General features: G+C 70.3%; 22 protein-coding genes and 1 other RNA gene. 8 read left to right on the top strand and 15 right to left on the bottom strand.

Annotated features, from left to right (window positions below):
- Window positions 1–77: 77 nt before the first annotated feature.
- The 3 genes from def to mtnN are packed head-to-tail and all read right to left on the bottom strand — an operon-like array spanning window position 78 to window position 2,616.
- Window positions 78–587, bottom strand: a complete 510-nt coding sequence (gene def, locus Q7T09_RS16600) for a peptide deformylase (RefSeq protein WP_304701209.1) — start codon at window positions 585–587, stop codon at window positions 78–80.
- A 15-nt stretch (window positions 588–602) separates the two neighbouring features.
- Window positions 603–1,871 carry a DNA recombination protein RmuC gene (rmuC, locus tag Q7T09_RS16595; protein ID WP_304701207.1) on the bottom strand — a complete coding sequence of 423 codons (1,269 nt, stop codon included), beginning with the start codon at window positions 1,869–1,871 and terminating at the stop codon, window positions 603–605.
- A gap of 10 nt (window positions 1,872–1,881) precedes the next feature.
- On the bottom strand, window positions 1,882–2,616 hold the full coding sequence (gene mtnN, locus Q7T09_RS16590) for a 5'-methylthioadenosine/S-adenosylhomocysteine nucleosidase (protein ID WP_304701206.1): 735 nt from the start codon (window positions 2,614–2,616) through the stop codon (window positions 1,882–1,884).
- A 57-nt stretch (window positions 2,617–2,673) separates the two neighbouring features.
- On the opposite strand from mtnN, the gene Q7T09_RS16585 reads away from it, so the two are divergent.
- Window positions 2,674–3,204: a GNAT family N-acetyltransferase gene (locus Q7T09_RS16585; protein ID WP_304701204.1), complete on the top strand. Its 531-nt coding sequence runs from the start codon at window positions 2,674–2,676 to the stop codon at window positions 3,202–3,204.
- On the opposite strand, the gene Q7T09_RS16580 is transcribed toward Q7T09_RS16585, so the two are convergent.
- Window positions 3,194–3,496 carry a DUF6506 family protein gene (locus tag Q7T09_RS16580; protein ID WP_304701202.1) on the bottom strand — a complete coding sequence of 101 codons (303 nt, stop codon included), beginning with the start codon at window positions 3,494–3,496 and terminating at the stop codon, window positions 3,194–3,196. The genes Q7T09_RS16585 and Q7T09_RS16580 overlap by 11 nt on opposite strands.
- Window positions 3,497–3,585: 89 nt before the next feature.
- Here Q7T09_RS16580 and Q7T09_RS16575 point away from each other — a divergent pair, with 89 nt between their 5' ends.
- Window positions 3,586–4,464: a LysR family transcriptional regulator gene (locus Q7T09_RS16575; RefSeq protein ID WP_304701201.1), complete on the top strand. Its 879-nt coding sequence runs from the start codon at window positions 3,586–3,588 to the stop codon at window positions 4,462–4,464.
- Here Q7T09_RS16575 and recR read toward each other — a convergent pair.
- The 4 genes from recR to ffs form a co-directional block, all read right to left on the bottom strand.
- Window positions 4,461–5,063 carry a recombination mediator RecR gene (gene recR, locus Q7T09_RS16570; RefSeq protein ID WP_304701200.1) on the bottom strand — a complete coding sequence of 201 codons (603 nt, stop codon included), beginning with the start codon at window positions 5,061–5,063 and terminating at the stop codon, window positions 4,461–4,463. The genes Q7T09_RS16575 and recR overlap by 4 nt on opposite strands.
- 1 nt (window position 5,064) lies before the next feature.
- Window positions 5,065–5,391 (bottom strand): YbaB/EbfC family nucleoid-associated protein, encoded by a 327-nt coding sequence (locus Q7T09_RS16565; RefSeq protein WP_304701198.1) that lies wholly within the window; start codon window positions 5,389–5,391, stop codon window positions 5,065–5,067.
- Window positions 5,392–5,406: 15 nt separating this feature from the next.
- On the bottom strand, window positions 5,407–7,206 hold the full coding sequence (locus tag Q7T09_RS16560) for a DNA polymerase III subunit gamma/tau (protein ID WP_304701196.1): 1,800 nt from the start codon (window positions 7,204–7,206) through the stop codon (window positions 5,407–5,409).
- Between the two features lie 39 nt (window positions 7,207–7,245).
- An RNA gene (ffs, locus tag Q7T09_RS16555) (signal recognition particle sRNA small type) lies at window positions 7,246–7,344 on the bottom strand.
- Window positions 7,345–7,404: 60 nt separating this feature from the next.
- Between ffs and nudC the strand changes: the two genes are divergently transcribed.
- From nudC to Q7T09_RS16535, 4 genes are all read left to right on the top strand, one after another.
- On the top strand, window positions 7,405–8,328 hold the full coding sequence (gene nudC, locus Q7T09_RS16550) for an NAD(+) diphosphatase (RefSeq protein ID WP_304701194.1): 924 nt from the start codon (window positions 7,405–7,407) through the stop codon (window positions 8,326–8,328).
- Between the two features lie 230 nt (window positions 8,329–8,558).
- Window positions 8,559–9,176: a glutathione S-transferase family protein gene (locus Q7T09_RS16545; RefSeq protein WP_304701192.1), complete on the top strand. Its 618-nt coding sequence runs from the start codon at window positions 8,559–8,561 to the stop codon at window positions 9,174–9,176.
- A 35-nt stretch (window positions 9,177–9,211) separates the two neighbouring features.
- On the top strand, window positions 9,212–9,508 hold the full coding sequence (locus Q7T09_RS16540; RefSeq protein ID WP_304701190.1) for a type II toxin-antitoxin system HigB family toxin: 297 nt from the start codon (window positions 9,212–9,214) through the stop codon (window positions 9,506–9,508).
- Complete coding sequence (locus Q7T09_RS16535) at window positions 9,508–9,879, top strand: type II toxin-antitoxin system HigA family antitoxin (protein ID WP_304701188.1); 372 nt, start codon at window positions 9,508–9,510, stop codon at window positions 9,877–9,879. The genes Q7T09_RS16540 and Q7T09_RS16535 overlap by 1 nt, the downstream gene beginning before the upstream one ends.
- Window positions 9,880–9,884: 5 nt before the next feature.
- On the opposite strand, the gene Q7T09_RS16530 is transcribed toward Q7T09_RS16535, so the two are convergent.
- The 3 genes from Q7T09_RS16530 to Q7T09_RS16520 are packed head-to-tail and all read right to left on the bottom strand — an operon-like array spanning window position 9,885 to window position 11,778.
- Entirely contained in the window at window positions 9,885–10,190 is a 306-nt protein-coding gene (locus Q7T09_RS16530; protein ID WP_304701186.1) for a hypothetical protein, read from the bottom strand.
- Complete coding sequence (locus tag Q7T09_RS16525; protein ID WP_304701184.1) at window positions 10,190–11,035, bottom strand: prephenate dehydratase; 846 nt, start codon at window positions 11,033–11,035, stop codon at window positions 10,190–10,192. Before Q7T09_RS16525 ends, Q7T09_RS16530 begins: the two co-directional genes overlap by 1 nt.
- Window positions 11,032–11,778, bottom strand: a complete 747-nt coding sequence (locus tag Q7T09_RS16520) for a 3-deoxy-manno-octulosonate cytidylyltransferase (RefSeq protein ID WP_304701182.1) — start codon at window positions 11,776–11,778, stop codon at window positions 11,032–11,034. The genes Q7T09_RS16525 and Q7T09_RS16520 overlap by 4 nt, the downstream gene beginning before the upstream one ends.
- A gap of 221 nt (window positions 11,779–11,999) precedes the next feature.
- Between Q7T09_RS16520 and Q7T09_RS16515 the strand changes: the two genes are divergently transcribed.
- Window positions 12,000–12,650 carry a cytochrome c family protein gene (locus Q7T09_RS16515; RefSeq protein ID WP_304701180.1) on the top strand — a complete coding sequence of 217 codons (651 nt, stop codon included), beginning with the start codon at window positions 12,000–12,002 and terminating at the stop codon, window positions 12,648–12,650.
- Window positions 12,651–12,762: 112 nt separating this feature from the next.
- Here Q7T09_RS16515 and Q7T09_RS16510 read toward each other — a convergent pair whose 3' ends face one another.
- Both Q7T09_RS16510 and Q7T09_RS16505 read right to left on the bottom strand, forming a co-directional pair.
- Complete coding sequence (locus tag Q7T09_RS16510; RefSeq protein ID WP_304701178.1) at window positions 12,763–13,596, bottom strand: C40 family peptidase; 834 nt, start codon at window positions 13,594–13,596, stop codon at window positions 12,763–12,765.
- Window positions 13,593–14,978 (bottom strand): M17 family metallopeptidase, encoded by a 1,386-nt coding sequence (locus Q7T09_RS16505; protein ID WP_304701177.1) that lies wholly within the window; start codon window positions 14,976–14,978, stop codon window positions 13,593–13,595. Before Q7T09_RS16505 ends, Q7T09_RS16510 begins: the two co-directional genes overlap by 4 nt.
- A gap of 102 nt (window positions 14,979–15,080) precedes the next feature.
- Between Q7T09_RS16505 and Q7T09_RS16500 the strand changes: the two genes are divergently transcribed.
- Window positions 15,081–15,896 carry a tetratricopeptide repeat protein gene (locus Q7T09_RS16500; RefSeq protein ID WP_304701176.1) on the top strand — a complete coding sequence of 272 codons (816 nt, stop codon included), beginning with the start codon at window positions 15,081–15,083 and terminating at the stop codon, window positions 15,894–15,896.
- A 3-nt stretch (window positions 15,897–15,899) separates the two neighbouring features.
- Here the strand turns inward: Q7T09_RS16500 and Q7T09_RS16495 are convergent, their stop codons facing one another.
- Both Q7T09_RS16495 and Q7T09_RS16490 read right to left on the bottom strand, forming a co-directional pair.
- The gene (locus Q7T09_RS16495; RefSeq protein ID WP_304701174.1) at window positions 15,900–17,006 is read right to left on the bottom strand and encodes an acyltransferase; all 1,107 of its coding nucleotides are present in this window, start codon (window positions 17,004–17,006) and stop codon (window positions 15,900–15,902) included.
- A 110-nt stretch (window positions 17,007–17,116) separates the two neighbouring features.
- Window positions 17,117–17,774 (bottom strand): type II secretion system F family protein (locus Q7T09_RS16490; protein ID WP_304701172.1); only part of this gene is annotated, 658 nt, incomplete at its 5' end.

Here is a 17,774-nt window from a genome sequence, read left to right as displayed (position 1 = left end):
GGGGGGTCTGGTCGGGGCGACAGGTCTAATCAGACTCTGTTCGTCCCCTCCCGCGCGGGCGGGCCCCTCACGAGGGCCTAGGCGGCCCGGACCTGTTTCTTCACCTTGGCCACCGCCCGATCGCGCTTCAGGCGCGAGAGGTAGTCGATGAACAGCACGCCCTTCAGGTGGTCCATCTCGTGCTGGATGCAGACGGCGTAGAGGCCCTCGGCGTCCTCGACGACCTCCTGCCCCTGATAGTTCAGGTACTTCAGCTTCACCCGGGCCGGCCGCTCCACCTCGTCATAGATGTCGGGCACCGACAGGCAGCCCTCCTCGTAGGGGGCGGTGTCCTCCGAGGCCCAGAGGATCTCCGGGTTCACGAAATACTGCGGCTGCGGCGGCTCCTCGGGGCGGGCCAGGTCCATGACGATCACCTGCTTGGGCACGCCGATCTGGATCGCCGCCAGGCCGATGCCGGGCGCCGCGTACATGGTCTCCAGCATGTCGTCCATCAGGGCGCGCAGCGCATCGTCCACCACCTCGACCGGGGTGGAGACCTGCTTCAGCACGGGGTCGGGAACGACGAGGATGTCACGTATGGCCATGGGTTTTCAGGTAGGTCAGCGGCCCTTTAGCGTCAAGGCGGCGACGGGCGGCGGCGCATCCTCCTCCTGCGGCTCGTGGGCGAGCTTGGTCAGGGGCCGGATCCCGGTCTCCACGGGCCCCAGTTCGGGCATCTCGCGGCCCTCGTGATCCACCTTCAGGTCCTCGAAGCGGCGGGCCTGGGTCATCACCTGGGTCTCCAGGGAGCCGACGAAGGAGTTGTAGCGCCCGACGGCGGCCTCCAGGGCCTTGCCCACCGAGGCCGCGTGGCCGCCCATCACCGACAGGCGCTTGTAGAGCTCGCGCCCCAGCTTGGAGATCTCCTGGGCGTTAGCCGCCTGCTCCTCCACCCGCCAGCCATAGACCACGGCCTTGCATAGCGCGAACAGCGTGGTGGGGGTCACCACCAGCACCCGCTTGTCCATGGCCTCGGTCATCAGCTCGGGCGCCCGCTCCAGGGCCGCGGCCAGGAAGCTGTCGCCGGGGATGAACATGGCCACGAAGTCCGGCGAGCCCTGGTTGAACTGGTCCCAGTAGGTCTTGCCCGACAGGCCGACCATGTGGGCCCGCACGCTCTGGGTATGGCGCACGTAACAGGCCTCGCGGATCGCCTCGTCGGTGGCGTCCTGGGCGTCGAGGAAGGCGTTCAGCGAGCACTTGGCGTCGATGACGAACACCGCCCCGCCCGGCAGGCGCACGGTGACGTCGGGCCGCCGGCGGCCCTCCTCGGTGTCGGTGGAGGTCTGCTCGTCGAAATCGTAGCGGTTGTGCAGGCCCGCGGCCTCCAGGACGTTGCGCAGGGTCTGCTCGCCCCAGCGGCCCTGGACGCCGGCCCCCCGCCGCAGGGCGGCCGACAGCTTGCGGGCCTCCTCCTGGGTGGCGGTGGAGGCCAGCAGCAGCTGGCTGATCTGGGCCTTCAGCCCCCCGGTCTCCTCGGCGCGGGTCTTCTCCACCGCGACGACCTGTTCCTGGAACTTGGCCAGGCTCTCGGCCACCGGCTTGAGCTGGGCCTCCAGGCGCGCCTGGGCGAGCTGCTCGCGATTGTGGAAGGTCTCGTCGGCCCGCTTGAGCACCTGTTCGGCGATGGCGCTGGCGGCCTCGGCCTGGATGATGGCGGCGTTGCGCCCGCCCTGCTCCTCGATCAGCTTCAGCCGCGAGGCCGAATCCTGCAGGTCCCAGGCGCGCGCCTCGGCCCGATTGGCGCGGCCGCGCTCCATCAGGGCCCAGGTGAAGCCGATAGCCGCGGCCACGAGGGCGACGATGAGCAGGATCAGGAGCGAGTTCATGCTCCGTTCTTTAGCCGGAGTCGGCGAGGATCGCCAGGAGGGCCGGCACGCAGAGGGCCGAGTTGTCGGCGGCCATCTGCGCCATCTCCAGATAGCTCATGTGGCTCTCGGCCCCGGCCAGGTCCGAGAGCGTGCGGATCACATAGAGCGGCCGGCCCCAGGCCAGGGCCACCTGGTCCACCGCGCCTGACTCCATGTCGATGGCGTCGGCGGCGAAGGTCGCGTGCAGCCTGTCGCGGGTCACCGCGCAGTTGAGGAAATAGTCGGCGGTCACCACGCCGCCCAGCGCGATGGTATGGCCAAGTTCGCCCGCCACCGCGTCCCGCAGCCGCGCCAGGTTGGCCGCCACCTGGGGCGCTACCGGTGTCAGGGCCGTCAGCCGCGGCGCCCCGATCGGCATCTCGCCGGAGCGCGTCGGGGTGAAGGCGCCCTCGAAGACATGGCCGTAGTCGTGGATGTCCAGCCGCTGCGCCAGCAGCACCGATCCGACCCCCAGCGCCGGGTTCAGCCCTCCGGCCACGCCGGCGAAGATCAGCACGTTGGCGTGGAACACCGCCAGCAGCAGGGTGGCCGCCGCCGCCGCATTGACCTTGCCCATCCCGGCCAGGGCGAGCGCGAAGGCCTGGCCCTGGTGCTCGCCGGTCCAGACCTGGGTCGGGCCGTAGGTCACCGGCGTCGAGGTCACCTTCAGCCGCGCCTGAAGCGCCGTTAGCTCCTCAGGCGTCGCGCAGAGAATTCCGTACATGTGCGCCTCGTTCGTCGACCTGCCGCCGTGCTACCAGATTCCCACAGGGAGGAAGCCATGATCACCACGGAGCGCACGATCCTACGGCCCTGGCGCGACGAGGACCTCGACGCCTTCGCCGACATGCTGGCCGACCCGGAGGTCCAGGCCGACGCCGGCGGCCCCGTGGACCGCGACGCCGCCGCGGCCAAGATGGCGCGCTACCGCGACGCCCATGACCGCCTGGGCTACAGCCGTTGGGTTGTGACCGACCACGCAGGCGGCTTCCTCGGCTATGTCGGGATCATGCCCATCGACGCCTGGCACCCCCGCGCCCCAAATGTGGAGATCGGCTGGCGCCTGGTCCGCCGCGCCTGGGGCGCCGGCCTCGCCACCGAGGCGGCCCGCGCCAGCCTGGCCGACGGCTTTTCCCGCTTCGGGTTTCCCGAGGTGCTCAGCTACACCGCCGCCGACAACCCCCGCTCCCAGGCGGTGATGCGCAAGCTGGAGCTGGAGCGCGACGCGACCCGCGACTTCACCGCCACTTACGACGGCCACAGCTGGTCGGGCCTGGTCTGGGTGGCGCGGCCGGACGGCTTCAGGCCTTGAACAGCGCGTACATGGCGTCGATCGACTCTGGTCCGTAGCCCACCGCGCCCACGGGGACCTGGCCTCCGATGGCCTTGATGACCTCGGCGGTCCAGACCGGTCCGAACCCGCCGCAGAGCTCTAGAAGCTGAACACCCTCGGCGACCAATGCGACGGCCACGGCCACGGCGTCTCCGGGCGAAGGAACCCCGACCGCGATCATCTTGAACCTATCGGTCGCCAGGACCGCCCGCTCACCGACCGGGGCGAAGCCCGCCCCCGTCACGATGAAACCGAACTTGCTGAGCGCCACGGCCACCTCCTCAAAGAAGCCGACCTTGCGCGGCGACGCTTAAGCCTGTCCAAGTCTGTTGAGGACAGTCTTGAGACCTTGGTGATCTGATGCTGGAACTGTGGCGCCTGGGCTACTTCGTGGCCGTCGCGGAAGAGGAGAACGTTGGTCGGGCGGCGGCGCGGCTCGGCGTCTCGCAATCGCCGCTGAGCCAGCGCATCCGCGAGCTTGAGGCTGGCCTGGGCCTCGCCCTCTTCCACCGTGAGCGCAAACGCCTGCGGCTGACGGCGGACGGCCGCCGATTCCTGGACCAAGCCCGAGCCCTGTTGGCTCATGCCGCCGCCGTCGAGCAGCAGGCGCGGGCGGCGGGCCGCGGCGAGAGCGGGAAACTCTCCATGGGCTTCGTGGAGGGCGCCGTTCACGCCGGCGTCCTGGGCCGGGCGCTGCGCCGGTTCCGCCTGGAGCGGCCCGGCGTCGGCGTCGAACTCTGGGCGATGCGCTCCGGAGACCAGATCCAGGCCCTGCGCGAGGGCGGCCTGGATGTCGGCCACATCTACACGCCGCCAGCCGAGTCCGCCGGCTTGCGGATCGTCCTGGTCGCCGAGGAGCCCTATCGCCTGGCCATCCCCGCCGGCCATCCCCTCGCCGCCGAGACCGATTTCGTGGAAGCACGCCTGGACGGCGAGGCGTTCATCGCCCTGTCCGAGCGCGGCAATCCTCCGGCCCGCGCCGAGTGGATCGCCGCCTGCCGCGCCACCGGCTTCACCCCCGATGTCCGTGTCGAGGCCATCGAACCGGCGACCATTCTGGGCCTCGTCGCGGCAGGCGTGGGTCTAGCCATGGTGCAGGAGAGCCTGGCCCATACCGCCCCCGCCGGCGTGGTGCTGCGCGATCTGCCGAGCTTCCCCTTACGCATGCGGGTCTTCGCGGCCAGGTCCGAGCTCGCGTGCGCCGCCGCCAAAGCCTATTTCGAGATCCTCAAGGCCTAGGCCGGCCGCCGCGCCCGCATCGCCTGGGCGATGGTCCCGTCGTCCAGCCAGTCCAGCTCCCCCCCCACCGGCACCCCGCGGGCCAGCATGGTCACGGAGACGTGGGCGTTGGAGAGCCGTTCGGCCAGGTAATGGGCCGTGGTCTGGCCGTCGACCGTGGCCGGCAGGGCCAGGATCACCTCGGCGACGCCCTCCTCCATGGCCCGGGTCACCAGGGAATTGACCCGCAGGGCCTCGGGCCCCACCCCGTCCAGGGCCGAGAGCAGGCCCCCCAGAACGTGATAGCGGCCGCGGAAGGCGCTGGCCCGCTCCATGGCCCACAGCGCGCCCACCTCCTCCACCACGCAGACCAGGGTCGGGTCGCGGGAACGGTCGGAACAGATGGCGCAGGGGTCTTGCGTATCCAGCGAGCCGCAGACCCCGCAGGTCTTCACCCGCTCGGCGGCGACGGCCAGGGCCTCGGCCAGAGGCTGTAGCAGCTGTTCCCGCCGCTTCAGCAGGGCCAGCGCCGCGCGCCGCGCCGACCTGGGCCCCAGCCCCGGCAGCTTGGACAGCAGCGCGATCAGGCGCTCGATTTCAGGTCCGGCGGAGGCGGCCAAGTCAGAACTTCGGCATGCCCGGCAGGCCCATGCCGGCGAGCGGGCCGGCGGCGTCGCGCATCAGCTGGGCCTGCTCGGCGTCCAGCTTGCGCTTGGCGTCGGCGTGGGCGGCCACCACCAGGTCGGAGATCACCTCCCCCTCGCCCGGCGCCAGCAGGCTCTCGTCCAGCTCCACCGAGGCCAGTTCGCCCGAGCCCTTGAGCACGACCTTGACCATGCCGCCTCCCGACGTGCCCTCGATGGAGAGCTGCGCCAGGCGCTCCTGCGCCTCGGCCAGCTTCTGCTGCATGGCCTGGGCCTGTTTCATCAGGCCGCCCAAATCCTTCATCGAACCCTCACTGGCTTAATCCTCGTCCTCTTCCGGCGGCGCGTCGGCCGGCGAGGCCTCCGGCGTCGGCAGGTTGCGGATGCTGACGATCTCGGCGCCCGGGAAGCTCTCCATCACCGACAGGATGAAGGGATCCTGCTCGATCTGGGCGCGGATCTCGCGCTCCTCCCGCTTCTGGCGCTCCCACTGGCTCTCGGCCCCGCCGCCGCCCTGGGCCGCGATCAGCCAGGGCTGGCCGGTCCATTCCCGTAGGCGGCCGATCAGGCGCTGGGCCAGGTTGGCCGGCGCGCCGGGGGCCGGCTCGAACTCGATGGCCCCGGGACGGAAGCTGACCGGGCGCACATAGCGCTCCACGTCCAGCCGCAGGGAGATGTCGCGCTTCTTCTCGATCAGGGCGATGACGTCGGCGAAGGACTGCAGCACCGGCGGCGCCTCGGCCGCCTGGGGCTCGGGGGCCAGGACGCGGGCCTGGGCCGTGACGCCGCCACCGCCGCCGCCACCGCCCTGGCTGGGTCCGCCGCCGCCGCCGCCGGAAGGCCCCGGCGCGCCGCCGACGGGATCGCCGGTCTGCAGCCGCCGCAGGGCCTCCTCGGGGCCGGGCAGGTCGGCCGCATAGGCCAGGCGGATCAGGGCCATGTCCACCGCCGCGGCCGGGTCGGGGCTGCGCCGCACCTCGTCATGGGCCCGCAGCAGCATCTGCCATATCCGGGAAAGCGTGCCGGCCGAGACCGAGGCCCCGATGGCCGCCAGCCGGCCGGCCTGTTCGCGGGGCATGATCAGGGCGTGGACCCCGATGGCCTTGGCGACGGAGGCCGCATGGGCGTGCTCCAGCAGGTCGATCATCACCTGGCCGGGATCGGCGCCGTAGCCGTAGAGGGTGCGGAAGGTCTCGATGGCGGGGCCGGGCTCGCCGCGCAGGGTCTGTTCGAAGAGCGTGATGGTCTGGGCCCGGTCGGCCAGGCCCAGCATGTCGCGGATCAGGGTGGCCGGAACGGTCTGGCCAGGCTCCCCCTGGACGATGGCCTGGTCCAGCATGGACTGGGCGTCGCGCACCGAGCCCTCGGCGGCCCGGGCGATCAGCAGCAGGCCCTCGGCGTCGACGCGCACCCCCTCGGCCTCGGTGATCATCTCCAGGTTCTTGACGATGACGTCGGGCTCCACCCGGCGCAGGTCGAACCTCTGGCAGCGCGAGAGGATGGTCACCGGCACCTTGCGGATCTCGGTGGTGGCGAAGATGAACTTCACGTGCGGCGGCGGCTCTTCCAGGGTCTTCAACAGGGCGTTGAAGGACGAGGTGGAGAGCATGTGCACTTCGTCGATGATGTAGACCTTGTAGCGCGCCTCGACGGGGGCGTAGCGCACCCCGTCCAGCAGCTCGCGCATGTCCTCGACCTTGGTGCGGCTGGCGGCGTCGAGCTCCAGCACGTCCATGTGCCGCCCCTCGATGATCGCCTTGCAGTGCCGGCCCTCGACGTGGAGATCGAGCGTCGGCTCGTGGACGGTGTCGGTCTCGTAGTTCAGGGCCCGGGCCAGCAGGCGGGCGGTGGTGGTCTTCCCCACCCCGCGCACCCCGGTCAGCATGAAGGCGTGGGCGATGCGGCCGGTGGCGAAGGCGTTCTTCAGCGTCCGCACCATGGCTTCCTGGCCATAGAGGTCGTCGAAGGTGCGGGGCCGGTATTTCCGGGCGATGACGGTGTAGGCGGCCGAGGCCTCCGCCGGCGCGGCCTTCACGGGCGCTGGCGTTCCGAACATGTCGGCGGTGTCGGGGTCCCGTTCGGGAAGTTCAGGATCGGGCGAGAGATCTTCGTCGGCCATGCGCCCCGCGCCTCGAGAGCGCACTGATTCTGAAAGCTAGGGTGGAGACCGAACGACGACCCGGAGCGAAACTCGTTGCGGCTGCTTCCTTCCGGACCTGACCGGGTTGGCGAGGCGTCCGCCCGTCGCCGATCTCCACCCCCTATATCGCGACCTTGAGGCTCGCGCGCAAGCTTGGGCGACGCTATGAGACGTTTCATGGCTCTTTCTTCCTTCCAGAACACCTTCGCCGGAAACCCCCTGAACCGCGCCAGCGAGCGCCGGAAGGACGAGGCCTGGCTGGCCGAACGGCTGAATTCCGACGAATCCCTGGGGCTCGCCATCTGGAACGGCAAGCCCCTGGTGGAGACCAGCAAGGACGGGGGCGTGCAGATCGCCTACCTGCCGGCCAAGATGACAGCCGAGATGGCCGGGGGCGCCGAGCGCCTGCTGTTCATGGGCCTGTGGAAGGAGACCGCGGTCTTCGCCATCGATATCGAGGGCGGCGCCGACCCCTGCGACGGGCCCCTGGCGGGCCTGGGCCGGTTCGAGGACCTGCGGGCGCTCGCCACCCGCCTGCCCCACACCGACGCCGCCATCCTGGCCACCGCCAAGCAGATGTTCGAGTGGCGCCGCCGCCACAAGCACTGCGCCAATTGCGGCGAACCCTCAATGGTGGCCGAGGGCGGCTGGAAGCGCGCCTGCCCGGCCTGCAACGCCGAGCACTTCCCCCGCACCGATCCGGTGGTGATCATGCTGGCCGTCCATGGCGAGCGCTGCATGCTGGGGCGGCAGGAGATCTGGCCCAAGGGCATGTTCTCGTCGCTGGCCGGCTTCCTGGAGCCCGGCGAGACCATCGAGGAGGCCTGCGCCCGCGAACTGCATGAGGAGGCCGGCCTGAAGACGTCCTCGGTGGTCTACCACTCCACCCAGCCCTGGCCCTATCCGTCCTCCCTGATGATCGGCCTGATCGCCCAGGTGGAGGACGACGACGCCACCCCCGACCAGACCGAGCTCTCCGAGGTCCGCTGGTTCACCAAGGATGAGGCGCGCACCCTGCTGGCCGGCAAGCTGCCCAACACCTTCGCGCCAGGCCCCATGGCCATAGCCCACCAGCTCATCAAGGCCTGGGCGGAGAGCTAGACCCAAGATGCTCCCCTCCTGGGGGAGCTGGCGCGAAGCGCCTGAGGGGGACTTTGACTCTCGTTTGACTGAGGGGAGTGTCGCCTACGGCGATCCCCCTCCGGCACGGACCTGCGGTCCGCGCCACCTCCCCCACATCGGCGCTGCGCGCCTGGGGGAGGATCTAAGACTGCTGCCACACTGCTGTCAGCAGACCTCGCCTAGGGTCTCTCCAACACGGAGAAACAGCCATGTCGGACCAACTCGTCTTCTACACCAACCCCATGTCGCGGGGCCGCATCATCCGCTGGATGCTGGAGGAGGTGGGCCAGCCCTATGAGACCGTGCTGATGGAGTTTCCCGCCCTGAAGGCGCCTGACTTCCTGGCGATCAATCCCATGGGCAAGGTGCCCACGATCAGGCATGGCGACACCGTAGTCACCGAGGCCGCCGCCATCTGCGCCTACCTGGCCGACGCCTTCCCGCAGGCGAACCTCGCCCCGCCGCACGGCAGCCGACTGCGCGGCGACTATTACCGCTGGCTGTTCTTCGCCGCCGGGCCCCTGGAGAGCGCGGTCACGGTCAAGAGCCTGGGCTTCGAGGTGCCCGCCGACCGGCACATCATGGCCGGCTGGGGCTGCATGGCCAACGTCATGGACACCCTGGAAAAGGCCGTCACCGGCGCCGACTACGTGGCCGGCGACCGTTTTACCGCCGCCGACCTCTATCTGGGCGCCCACCTGGGCTGGGGCCTGCAGATGGGTTCCATCGAGCCTCGGCCCGCCTTCGCGGCCTATGCCGAGCGCATGGCCGCCCGCCCCGCCGCTGTCCGCGCCCGCGAGATCGACGACGCCTTGATCAAGGCCTGATTGTTCCCGCTGCGGGAACATGCTAGGGTTTCATTGTGCAGATCATCGCCAAGCGGATTCTGATCCAGTTCTGGGAACGGCGCCCGCAGGCGGAACGGCCTCTGCGGGCCTGGTACGGCCTCGTCAATCAGGCGAGCTGGTCAGGTCCCTCGGACGTCAAGGCGATGTTCGGCGCGGCCGTGGATTTCGTGGCGGACAACCGTCTGGTCTTCGACATCGGCGGCAACAAGTTCAGGCTGGTCGTGCATGTGGCCTACGGCTACCGGCGGGTGCTCATCAAGTTCGTCGGAACCCACGCCGAACACGACCGGATCGACATGGAGACCGTGTGATGGATGTCCGAGCCCTGCATGACGAAGCCGACTACGACTGGGCGCTGTCGGAGATCGCGCGATATTTCGAGACGCCCCCGGAAAAGGGTAGCGCCCAGGCCGACCGGTTCGACGTGCTGGCCGATCTGATCGAGGCCTATGAGCGGCGGCGCTGGCCAATCGAGCCCGCCGAGCCCCTGGACGCCATCCGCTTCGCCATGGAGCTAAAGGGTTTGAGCCAGACCGATCTGGCCCAGCTCCTGGGGTCCCGCTCCCGCGCCTCCGAGGTGCTGAGCGGCCGGCGCGGACTGACCCCGGCCATGATGGCCAAGCTGCACCGCCAGTGGGGCGTGCCCGCCGACAGCCTCCTGCGGGCGCTGGACGCCGCCTAAGCGCGCTACCGCCGCAGCTGCAGGATGACCTCGACGTCCTCGGCGCGGCGGTTGCGGACCTCCATCCGGGCCTGGCCCAGCGCGTTGGACAGGTCCTTGACGAAGTCGGCGATGGGCCCGCCGTGCAGGCCGCGCACCCGGATCATGTAGGGCGGGGCCAGTTCGCTCATGCCGTTGGCCCAGATCATCGAGTCCACGAAGGACTCGATGCTGGCGCCATGCCCCGGCAGGGCGCGGATCTCGGCCTTCAGGGCCTCGCAGAAGGCCTTCACGGTGGGATATTCCGCCCCGTCCATCTCGATGGTGCGCATCAGACGTGGGCCCGGAAGGGATCGGCGGGATAGACCCCCAGGATCTCGAACCGCTCGGAGAAGAACTGCAGCTCCTCGAAGGCCAGGGCCAGGCTGCGGTCCTCGGGCCGGCCGTCCACCTCGGCGTAGAAGAAGGTCGCCGTGAAGGCGCCGTTCTCCATGTAGCTCTCCAGCTTGGTCATGTTCACCCCGTTGGTGGCGAACCCGCCCATGGCCTTGTAGAGGGCCGCGGGCATGTTGCGGACCCGGAAGACGAAGCTGGTGATGCAGGGGCTGGTGAAGGGCGGGGCCGGCGGATCGCGGTCGGCGGTCATCACCAGGAAGCGGGTGGTGTTGTTGTGGGTGTCCTCGACGTCGCGGGCCAGGATCTCCAGCCCGTAGAGCTCGGCGGCGAGCGCCGGGGCGATGGCCGCCTTGGTGGGGTCGGGCTTCTCGGACAGCAGCTTGGCCGACAGCGCGGTGTCCCCCACCGGCTCGGCGCGCAGCTTCAGGCGGCGCACCACCTGGCGGCATTGGGCGAGCGCGATGGGCATGGAGGAGACGCTCTTCAGGTCCTCCAGCTTCACCCCGGGATTGGCCATCAGCTGGAAGTGGATCGGCTTGAACCGCTCGCCGATGATCTTCAGGCCCGAGGAGGGCAGCAGGTGATGGACGTCGGCCACCCGGCCGGCGATGGAGTTCTCCACCGGGATCATGCCCAGCTGGCAGTCACCGGTCTTGATGGCCTCGAAGGCCTCCTCGAAGGTCGGGTGGGCCACCGGCTCCATGTCCGGGAAGGCCGCCAGGCAGGCCTCGTGGCTGTTGGCCCCCAGCTCGCCCTGGAAGGCGATCCGTCCCTTGGTCATGACTTGTCCCTAAGCTGGCGAGCAAAGGCCCGCGCCCGCTCCAGATCGGCGGGGTTGTCCACCGAGATCGGCGCGGAGTCGACCACCGTCGCCCAGATGGAGAGCCCCAGCTCCATGGCCCGCAGCTGCTCCAGCTTCTCGCGCCGCTCCAGGGGCGAGGGCGGGGCCCGGGTGAAGGCCTCCAGGGCCGCGCGGCGATAGGCGTAGATGCCGTGGTGATGCCAGACCGGCCCGTCGCCATAGAGGGTCGAGCGGGTGAAATAGAGCGCCCGGCCGGTTCTGCCGTCCGGCGCCATGGCCAGCACCCCCTTGACCATGTCGGGATTGGTGCGAACCTCCGGCGAGGACTCCCTCTCCACGATGGTGGCGATGTCGCAGGAGGGCTGGTCCTCCAGCAGCCGGGCGCAGGCGGCGATGTCGGCCGGCGCCACGAAGGGCATGTCGCCCTGCAGGTTGATCACCACGTCATGGGCGCCCTGCGGATCGAGCTGCGCCAGGGCCGCCACCAGGCGGTCGGAGCCCGAGGGCAGGTCGGGGTCGGTGAGCACCGCCCGTCCGCCGGCCGCCGTCACCGCCTCGACGATCTCCGAATCACCCGCCGCCACGGCCACGGGACCCAGGTTCGCGGCCTGGGCCTGGCGTAGAACCCGCACGATCATGGGTGTGCCCTCGATATCGGCGAGGGGCTTGTTGGGCAGGCGTGTGGCCGCAAGACGCGCGGGGATAAGGACGATCGGGTTCATGGAGTCCTGAGCGGAATGAGAAAAAGTGGGAACCGGTTTTTCGCCCGCATTCCGCTCCAACTCCAAAAGCCCCAGATCACGCACGTGATCTGGGGAACGACCAACTGGCCGGTTGCGCCAGCGCCGGTAGCGTGTAAGAGACGCGGGCGCAATAAGGGGCGGGGATTCCCGCGCTTCCGCCGGTCTTCGGGCCGGCTGATTAGAGGGCCGATTTCAAGACGATGAGCGACCTTACGTTCAACAAAGTCGCCGGCGCCGTGCTGGCGACGGGTCTGGCCATTGTCGGCCTTCGCGAACTTACCAACGGCATCTTCTCGACCGAAAAGGCCGAGAAGCCCGGTTACGCCATCGAGGTCGCGGCGGAAGCCGGCCCGGGCGGCCCGGCCGTCGAGGCCCCGATCGACTGGGGGACGGTGCTGCCGACCGCCGACGTCGCGGCGGGCGAGGCGGTCTTCGCCAAGTGCAAGTCCTGCCACACCATCGATCAGGGCGGGGCCAACGGCACCGGTCCGAACAACTGGGCGATTGTCGGCCGCAAGCCGGCCTCCCACGCGGGCTTCGCCTACTCGGCCGCCATGGTCGAATACGGCGCGAAGAACCCGGTCTGGGACTTCGAGCGCCTGTCGGAGTTCATCAAGAACCCGGCCAAGGACATTCCCGGCACCAAGATGGGCTTCGTCGGCCTGAAGAAGCCGGAAGATCGCATCAACCTGCTGGCCTACCTGCACACCAAGGGTGGCTCCATCCCCTTCCCGGCCCCGAACCCGGCCGCCGCGGCGCCCGCGGCTCCGGCCGAGGGCGCCGCGGCGGCGGCTGCGACTCCCGCCGCCACCGGCGAGGCTCCCGCGCCAGCCGCGCCAGCCGCCAAGTAAAACGCCGCCTCGCCCCCTTCGGGGGAGAGGTTGGATGAGAGGGCCCTCCGCGTCGCGGGGGGTCTTTTCGTATGGACTCAACTCCGCTCATCCCGGCGGTTGAATATCCGCGCTAAAGCCGCCGATAGCCCGTCGGCTGCCCCGTGCTGGTGGCCGCGATCCGCGACACCGCCTGCGCCAGCGGCTCGATGGCCACGGCCATGTGGTGGGCGTTGGCGTGGAGGATGTTGTCGGCGTCCAGCAGGATGCCCACGTGGCCGCGCCAGAACACCAGGTCGCCTCTCAAGAGGGCGTCGGCTTGCACGGCCTGTCCCATGAGCGCCTGCTGGTCGGTGTCCCGCGGACAGGCCCGGCCGCAGGCCAGCAGGGCCTGCTGCACCAGGCCCGAGCAGTCCAGCCCCAGGCTCTCGCGCCCGCCCCACAGATAGGGCGCGCCGACGAACCGCTGCGCCACCGCCACGAAGTCGGTCTCGAACACTCCGATCGGCGACAGGTGCTCCTCCACGAACCAGCCGGACCCGGCGGCCTTGGCGAACCGGCCCTCCCGGGCCTCCACCGAGACCAGGGCGCCCAGGGAATAGGGGCCCAGCGCCCGGCTCTTGATGCTGGGGTCCTTGAAGGCGTAGGTGCGGATGGCCGCCACCCGGTGGGTTGGGGCCGGCGCCAGGGGGGCGAGGTCGGCGCGGGCCACGAAGCCCACATAGCCGTCGCGGGCCGCCTGGCCCCAGCAGAAGCCGGCGCTCTCCTCCAGCACCTCAAAGGTCTCGCCGAACAGCAGCTGATCCACCTGCTCGGCCTCCCCGTCCGGCGCGGCGCGCAGGGGGGCGGCGGCGACCGCCGCCGTCATCGGCGTCGGATCGGCATAGGCGCCCGCCGCCACCAGCCCCTCGAGGGACCGCGCGGCCAGGTCGGGACGGGCCAGGGTGTTACGCGGGTCGACGCTCACGCAAACCGCGTCCGGATCATCTGGTAGAGCGCCCGGATACCTTGCGCCTCCGCCCCCGCCGTCCAGCCGGGCCGGTTGCGCGGGTTCCAGGCGAAGATGTCGAAGTGCGCCCAGGCGCCGGCCGGCGCGAACCGCTGCAGGAAGAGGGCGGCGGTCACCGAGCCCGCCTGGGCCCAGCCGTCGGGATCGTTCTTGATGTCGGCCACGTCGCTGTCCAGGGCCTCGACATAGCCCTTCCACAGCGGCATCCGCCACATGGGGTCGGAGACCTCTCTCATCGCCGCCTCGATCTGGCCGGCCAGCTCCTCGTCGTCGGTATAGAAGGGCGGCAGCTGCGGCCCCAGCGCGGCGCGCGCCGCCCCGGTCAGGGTGGCGAGATCCAGGGTCAGGGCCGGCTCCAGCTCGCAGGCGCGCGTCAGGGCGTCGGCCAGGATCAGGCGGCCCTCGGCGTCGGTGTTGCCCACCTCGATGGTCAGGCCCTTGCGGCTGTCCAGCACGTCGCCGGGCCGCATGGCGTCGCCGCTGATGGCGTTCTCCACCGCCGGGACCAGGATCGACAGCCGCACCGGCAGCTGGGCGGCCATGATCATCCGGCCCAGGGCCAGGACGTGGGCGGCGCCCCCCATGTCCTTCTTCATCTGCCGCATGCCGGCCGAAGGCTTGATGTCCAGGCCGCCGGTGTCGAACACCACGCCCTTGCCCACCAGGCAGACCAGGGGCTTGCCGGCCTCGCCCCAGCTCATCTCGATCATGCGGGGCGCGCGGGCCTCGACGGCGGCGCGGCCCACGGCGTGGACGGCGGGATAGTTGGCCTCCAGCAGGCCCTCCCCGGTCACCACGGTGATGGCGGCGCCGTACTGCTCGGCGATCTCGCGGGCGATGGTCTCCAGCTGCAGGGGCCCCAGGTCGTTGGCCGGCGTATTGACCATGTCGCGGGCCAGCGCGCAGGCGTGGGCGATGGAATTGACCTCGGCCACGTCGGCGCCCTGCGCCACCAGGCGGGGCCGGTCATGGGTCTTCTTCTGCTTGTAGCGGTCGAATTTGTAGCTGCCCAAGGCGAAGGCCAGCGCGATCTGGTCGGCGCTGATCCCAGCCGGGGTCGTGGCCATGGCGTAGTCCCCGGTGGGCAGCTTGGCCGGCAGGCCGCGGAACACCATCGGATCGGCGGGGCTGGACCCCAGGCCAAACAGCACCGCCTCGATCGTCCCCTCGGCGCCTGGCAGCACCAGGACCTGGCCGGCCTTGGCCTTGAACTCGGAGAGCTCGGCATAGGCCTTGGCGAAGGCGCCCTGCCCCGCCAGGAACCCCTCCAGCTCGCCATCATGCAGGGCGTGCACCGGGACGGTGGCGCGCTCGGAGGTCGCAAGGATCACTTCGGTCATGGATCGGCCCTGACGCGGGCGCGAGGGCCCGCCTTTATGCTTAACGCTTCCTTTAAGCGGCTGGGGGATGGTGTCGAGGATCATCCCGGAGCCTGTCTGTCCATGTGTCGCATGTCGGCGCTCGCCGCAACCGCCCTGGCCCTCGGCCTCGCCGCCGCCCTGCCGGCCGCCGCGGCCAAGCCGCCGGAGGTCAAGGCCGCCCCCGCGCCCGCCGCCCCCGCCGTGCAGCGCGCCACCGCCGAGGAGCGCAGCCTGGCCGCCCGCCTCGATCCCCTGGCCCGCGCCGCCTTCTGGGGCCGGGAGACCGACATCGATCCCCGCGACGCCGAGGCCGGCGTCAACCTCGCCCAGGCCCTGCGCGCCATGGGCAAGTACGAGGACGCCGCCCAGGCCGCCCAGCGGGTGCTGGTCATCGATCCCAAGAATCTCGAGGCCCTGCTGGAGGTCGCCCGCGCCAAGGTGGGCTCCGGCCAGGGCTTTTACGGCATCGAGCCGGCCCGCCAGGCCCAGGTCCTGGCCCCCCGCGACTGGCGCCCCGCCTCCCTGCTCGGCGTGGCCTACGAGCAGGCCGGCCGCCCGGAGGAGGCGCTGGAGGCGCACCGCCAGGCCGCGGCCCTGGCCCCGGAGAATCCCGCCGTCCTGTGCAACCTGGCCCTGTTCTACGCCAGCCACGGGGACGCCCCCCAGGCCGAGACCCTGCTGCGCACCGCCGCGGCCAAGCCCGGCGCCCCCATGGCGGTGCGTCAGAACCTGGCCCTGGTGCTGGGCCTGCAGGGCCGCTTCGACGAGGCCGAGAAACTGGTGCGCCAGGACCTGCCGCCGGAGGCGGTGGCCAACAACATGGCCTTCCTGCGCGCCGTGGCGCCCAACCCCGCCGGACCGCCCCGCTCCTGGGACTCCGTCCGCACCGCCCAATAGGCTCTAGGTCGGTTCCGCCGCGGCCCGCGCGCCGGGAAGCCGGAAGCCGGACACTTCCCAGGCCCGCATGGCGTTGCGCGCCGGGCGCTCCACCAGGTGGTGCAGCACCATGGCCGCCGGGATCACGCCTGCGAACATGGCCGCCCAGACCGGCCAGGGCAGCTGGCCTTCGGCCAGGCCGAGGCCCGCGCGGGCGACGCGGGTGAAGACCAGCTCCCAGGGGATGCAGATCATGTAGACCGAGAAGCTGACCTCGCCGAGATAGACCCCCAGCGGCGAGCTCATGATCTTCGAGCCCGTGCTGGCCATGCTGGCCAGAGCCAGGATCAGGCCGCCGAACATCAGCACCATCAGGAAGTCCGGCAGCTCGAAGGCCGCCCCGCCGGCGATGGCGATCAGCAGGCCCGCGGCCAGGCCCTTGGCGGCGGCCTGGGAGGTCACCGTCCTGTTGCGCCACAGCAGGTAGACGGCGCAGCCGAAGGCGAAGCAGGGCACGATCCGCAGCGCGCCCCAGGCCGTCGTGGCCTCGGTGAGGGGATGGCCCGCGATCAGCGGGAAGATCAGATTCAGCGCCGCCACCAGCAGGCCGGCCAGCAGGGTCGCGAGCCAGGGCCGCGCGCGCAGGGGCCAGAAGGCCAGGGCGAAGACCGGGAAGGTGACATAGGCGAACCACTCGGCCGAGATCGACCAGGAGGGGTGGTTCCAGCCGCCGTCCTGCCCCAGGCCCCAGGCCTGCAGCAGCAGGATCTGGGCCGGCAGCGAGCTCCAGACCACCACATTGTCCCCGGCCGAGAAGCCAGCCGCCGTGGCCGCCGCGATCAGGGCCGCCAGGCCCGCGAGCGTCGCCAGGTGAACCGGATAGATCCGCGCCAGCCGCGCCCACAGGAAGCTCCCATAGGAGAACCGCTTCTCCCCGAAGCTCTGCAGATAGACGTGGCAGAGGATGAAGCCCGAGAGGACGAAGAACAGCTCCACCCCCAGATAGCCCTTCTCCACCGCGTTGGGCCGGTCGCCGGCCACGAGCAGGGGCCAGTAGTGGTAGAGCACCACCCAGGCCGCGGCGAAGATGCGCAGGGTCGTCAGCGGTTTGAGGTTCTCGGGACGCGGCATGGCCCGATCCTGGCGCCAAACGCCTCAAGGACGGGTAAACGCCTGACCTAGAGCGTGACAGCCTGAAGTGGATACCGGTTCAGGCGCCCGTCACGCTCCAAACATAGGCTCTAGTTCTGGGCGACCATGTCCTGGACCTTGATCACCGCCGGACCCAGGATGACGATGAACAGCACCGGCAGGAAGAACAGGATCATCGGCACGGTCAGCTTGGCCGGCAGCTGGGCGGCCTTCTTCTCGGCGAAGGCCAGCCGCATGTCGCGGTTCTCCTTGGCCATCACCCGCAGGGCCGCGCCCAGCGGGGTGCCGTAGCGCTCGGCCTGGATCATGGCGGTTGCGACCGCCTTGATGCCCGGATGGTTGGTCCGCCTGGCGAGGCCCTCATAGGCCTGGCGGCGCTCGGGCAGATAGCTGAGCTCGGCGCTGACCAGGGTCAGTTCCTCGGCCAGTTCGATCGAGGAGCCGCCGACTTCCTGGCTGACCTTCTGGATCGCCGCCTCGATCGACATGCCGCTCTCGACGCAGATCAGCAGCAGGTCGAGCGAGTCGGGGAAGGCCGCGACGATCGACTCACGGCGCTTCTGGGCGATGTTGCTGATGTAGACGTTGGGCGCGTAGTAGCCGACCAGCAGGGCGGCGACGCAGATCGTGAACCGGCTCATCGGCGGCAGGCCGAAGTCGTTGACCACGAACAGGTAGAAGGCGGCCAGCATGGCGAAGACGAACGGCATCACGAAGCGGAAGAAGTAGAAGGCGCTGATCGGGCGG

Source organism: Phenylobacterium sp. (genome assembly GCF_030645195.1).
Lineage (GTDB): Bacteria > Pseudomonadota > Alphaproteobacteria > Caulobacterales > Caulobacteraceae > Phenylobacterium.
Note: the sequence above shows the minus strand (reverse complement) of the source record. Positions and strands in the feature narration are given on the sequence as shown.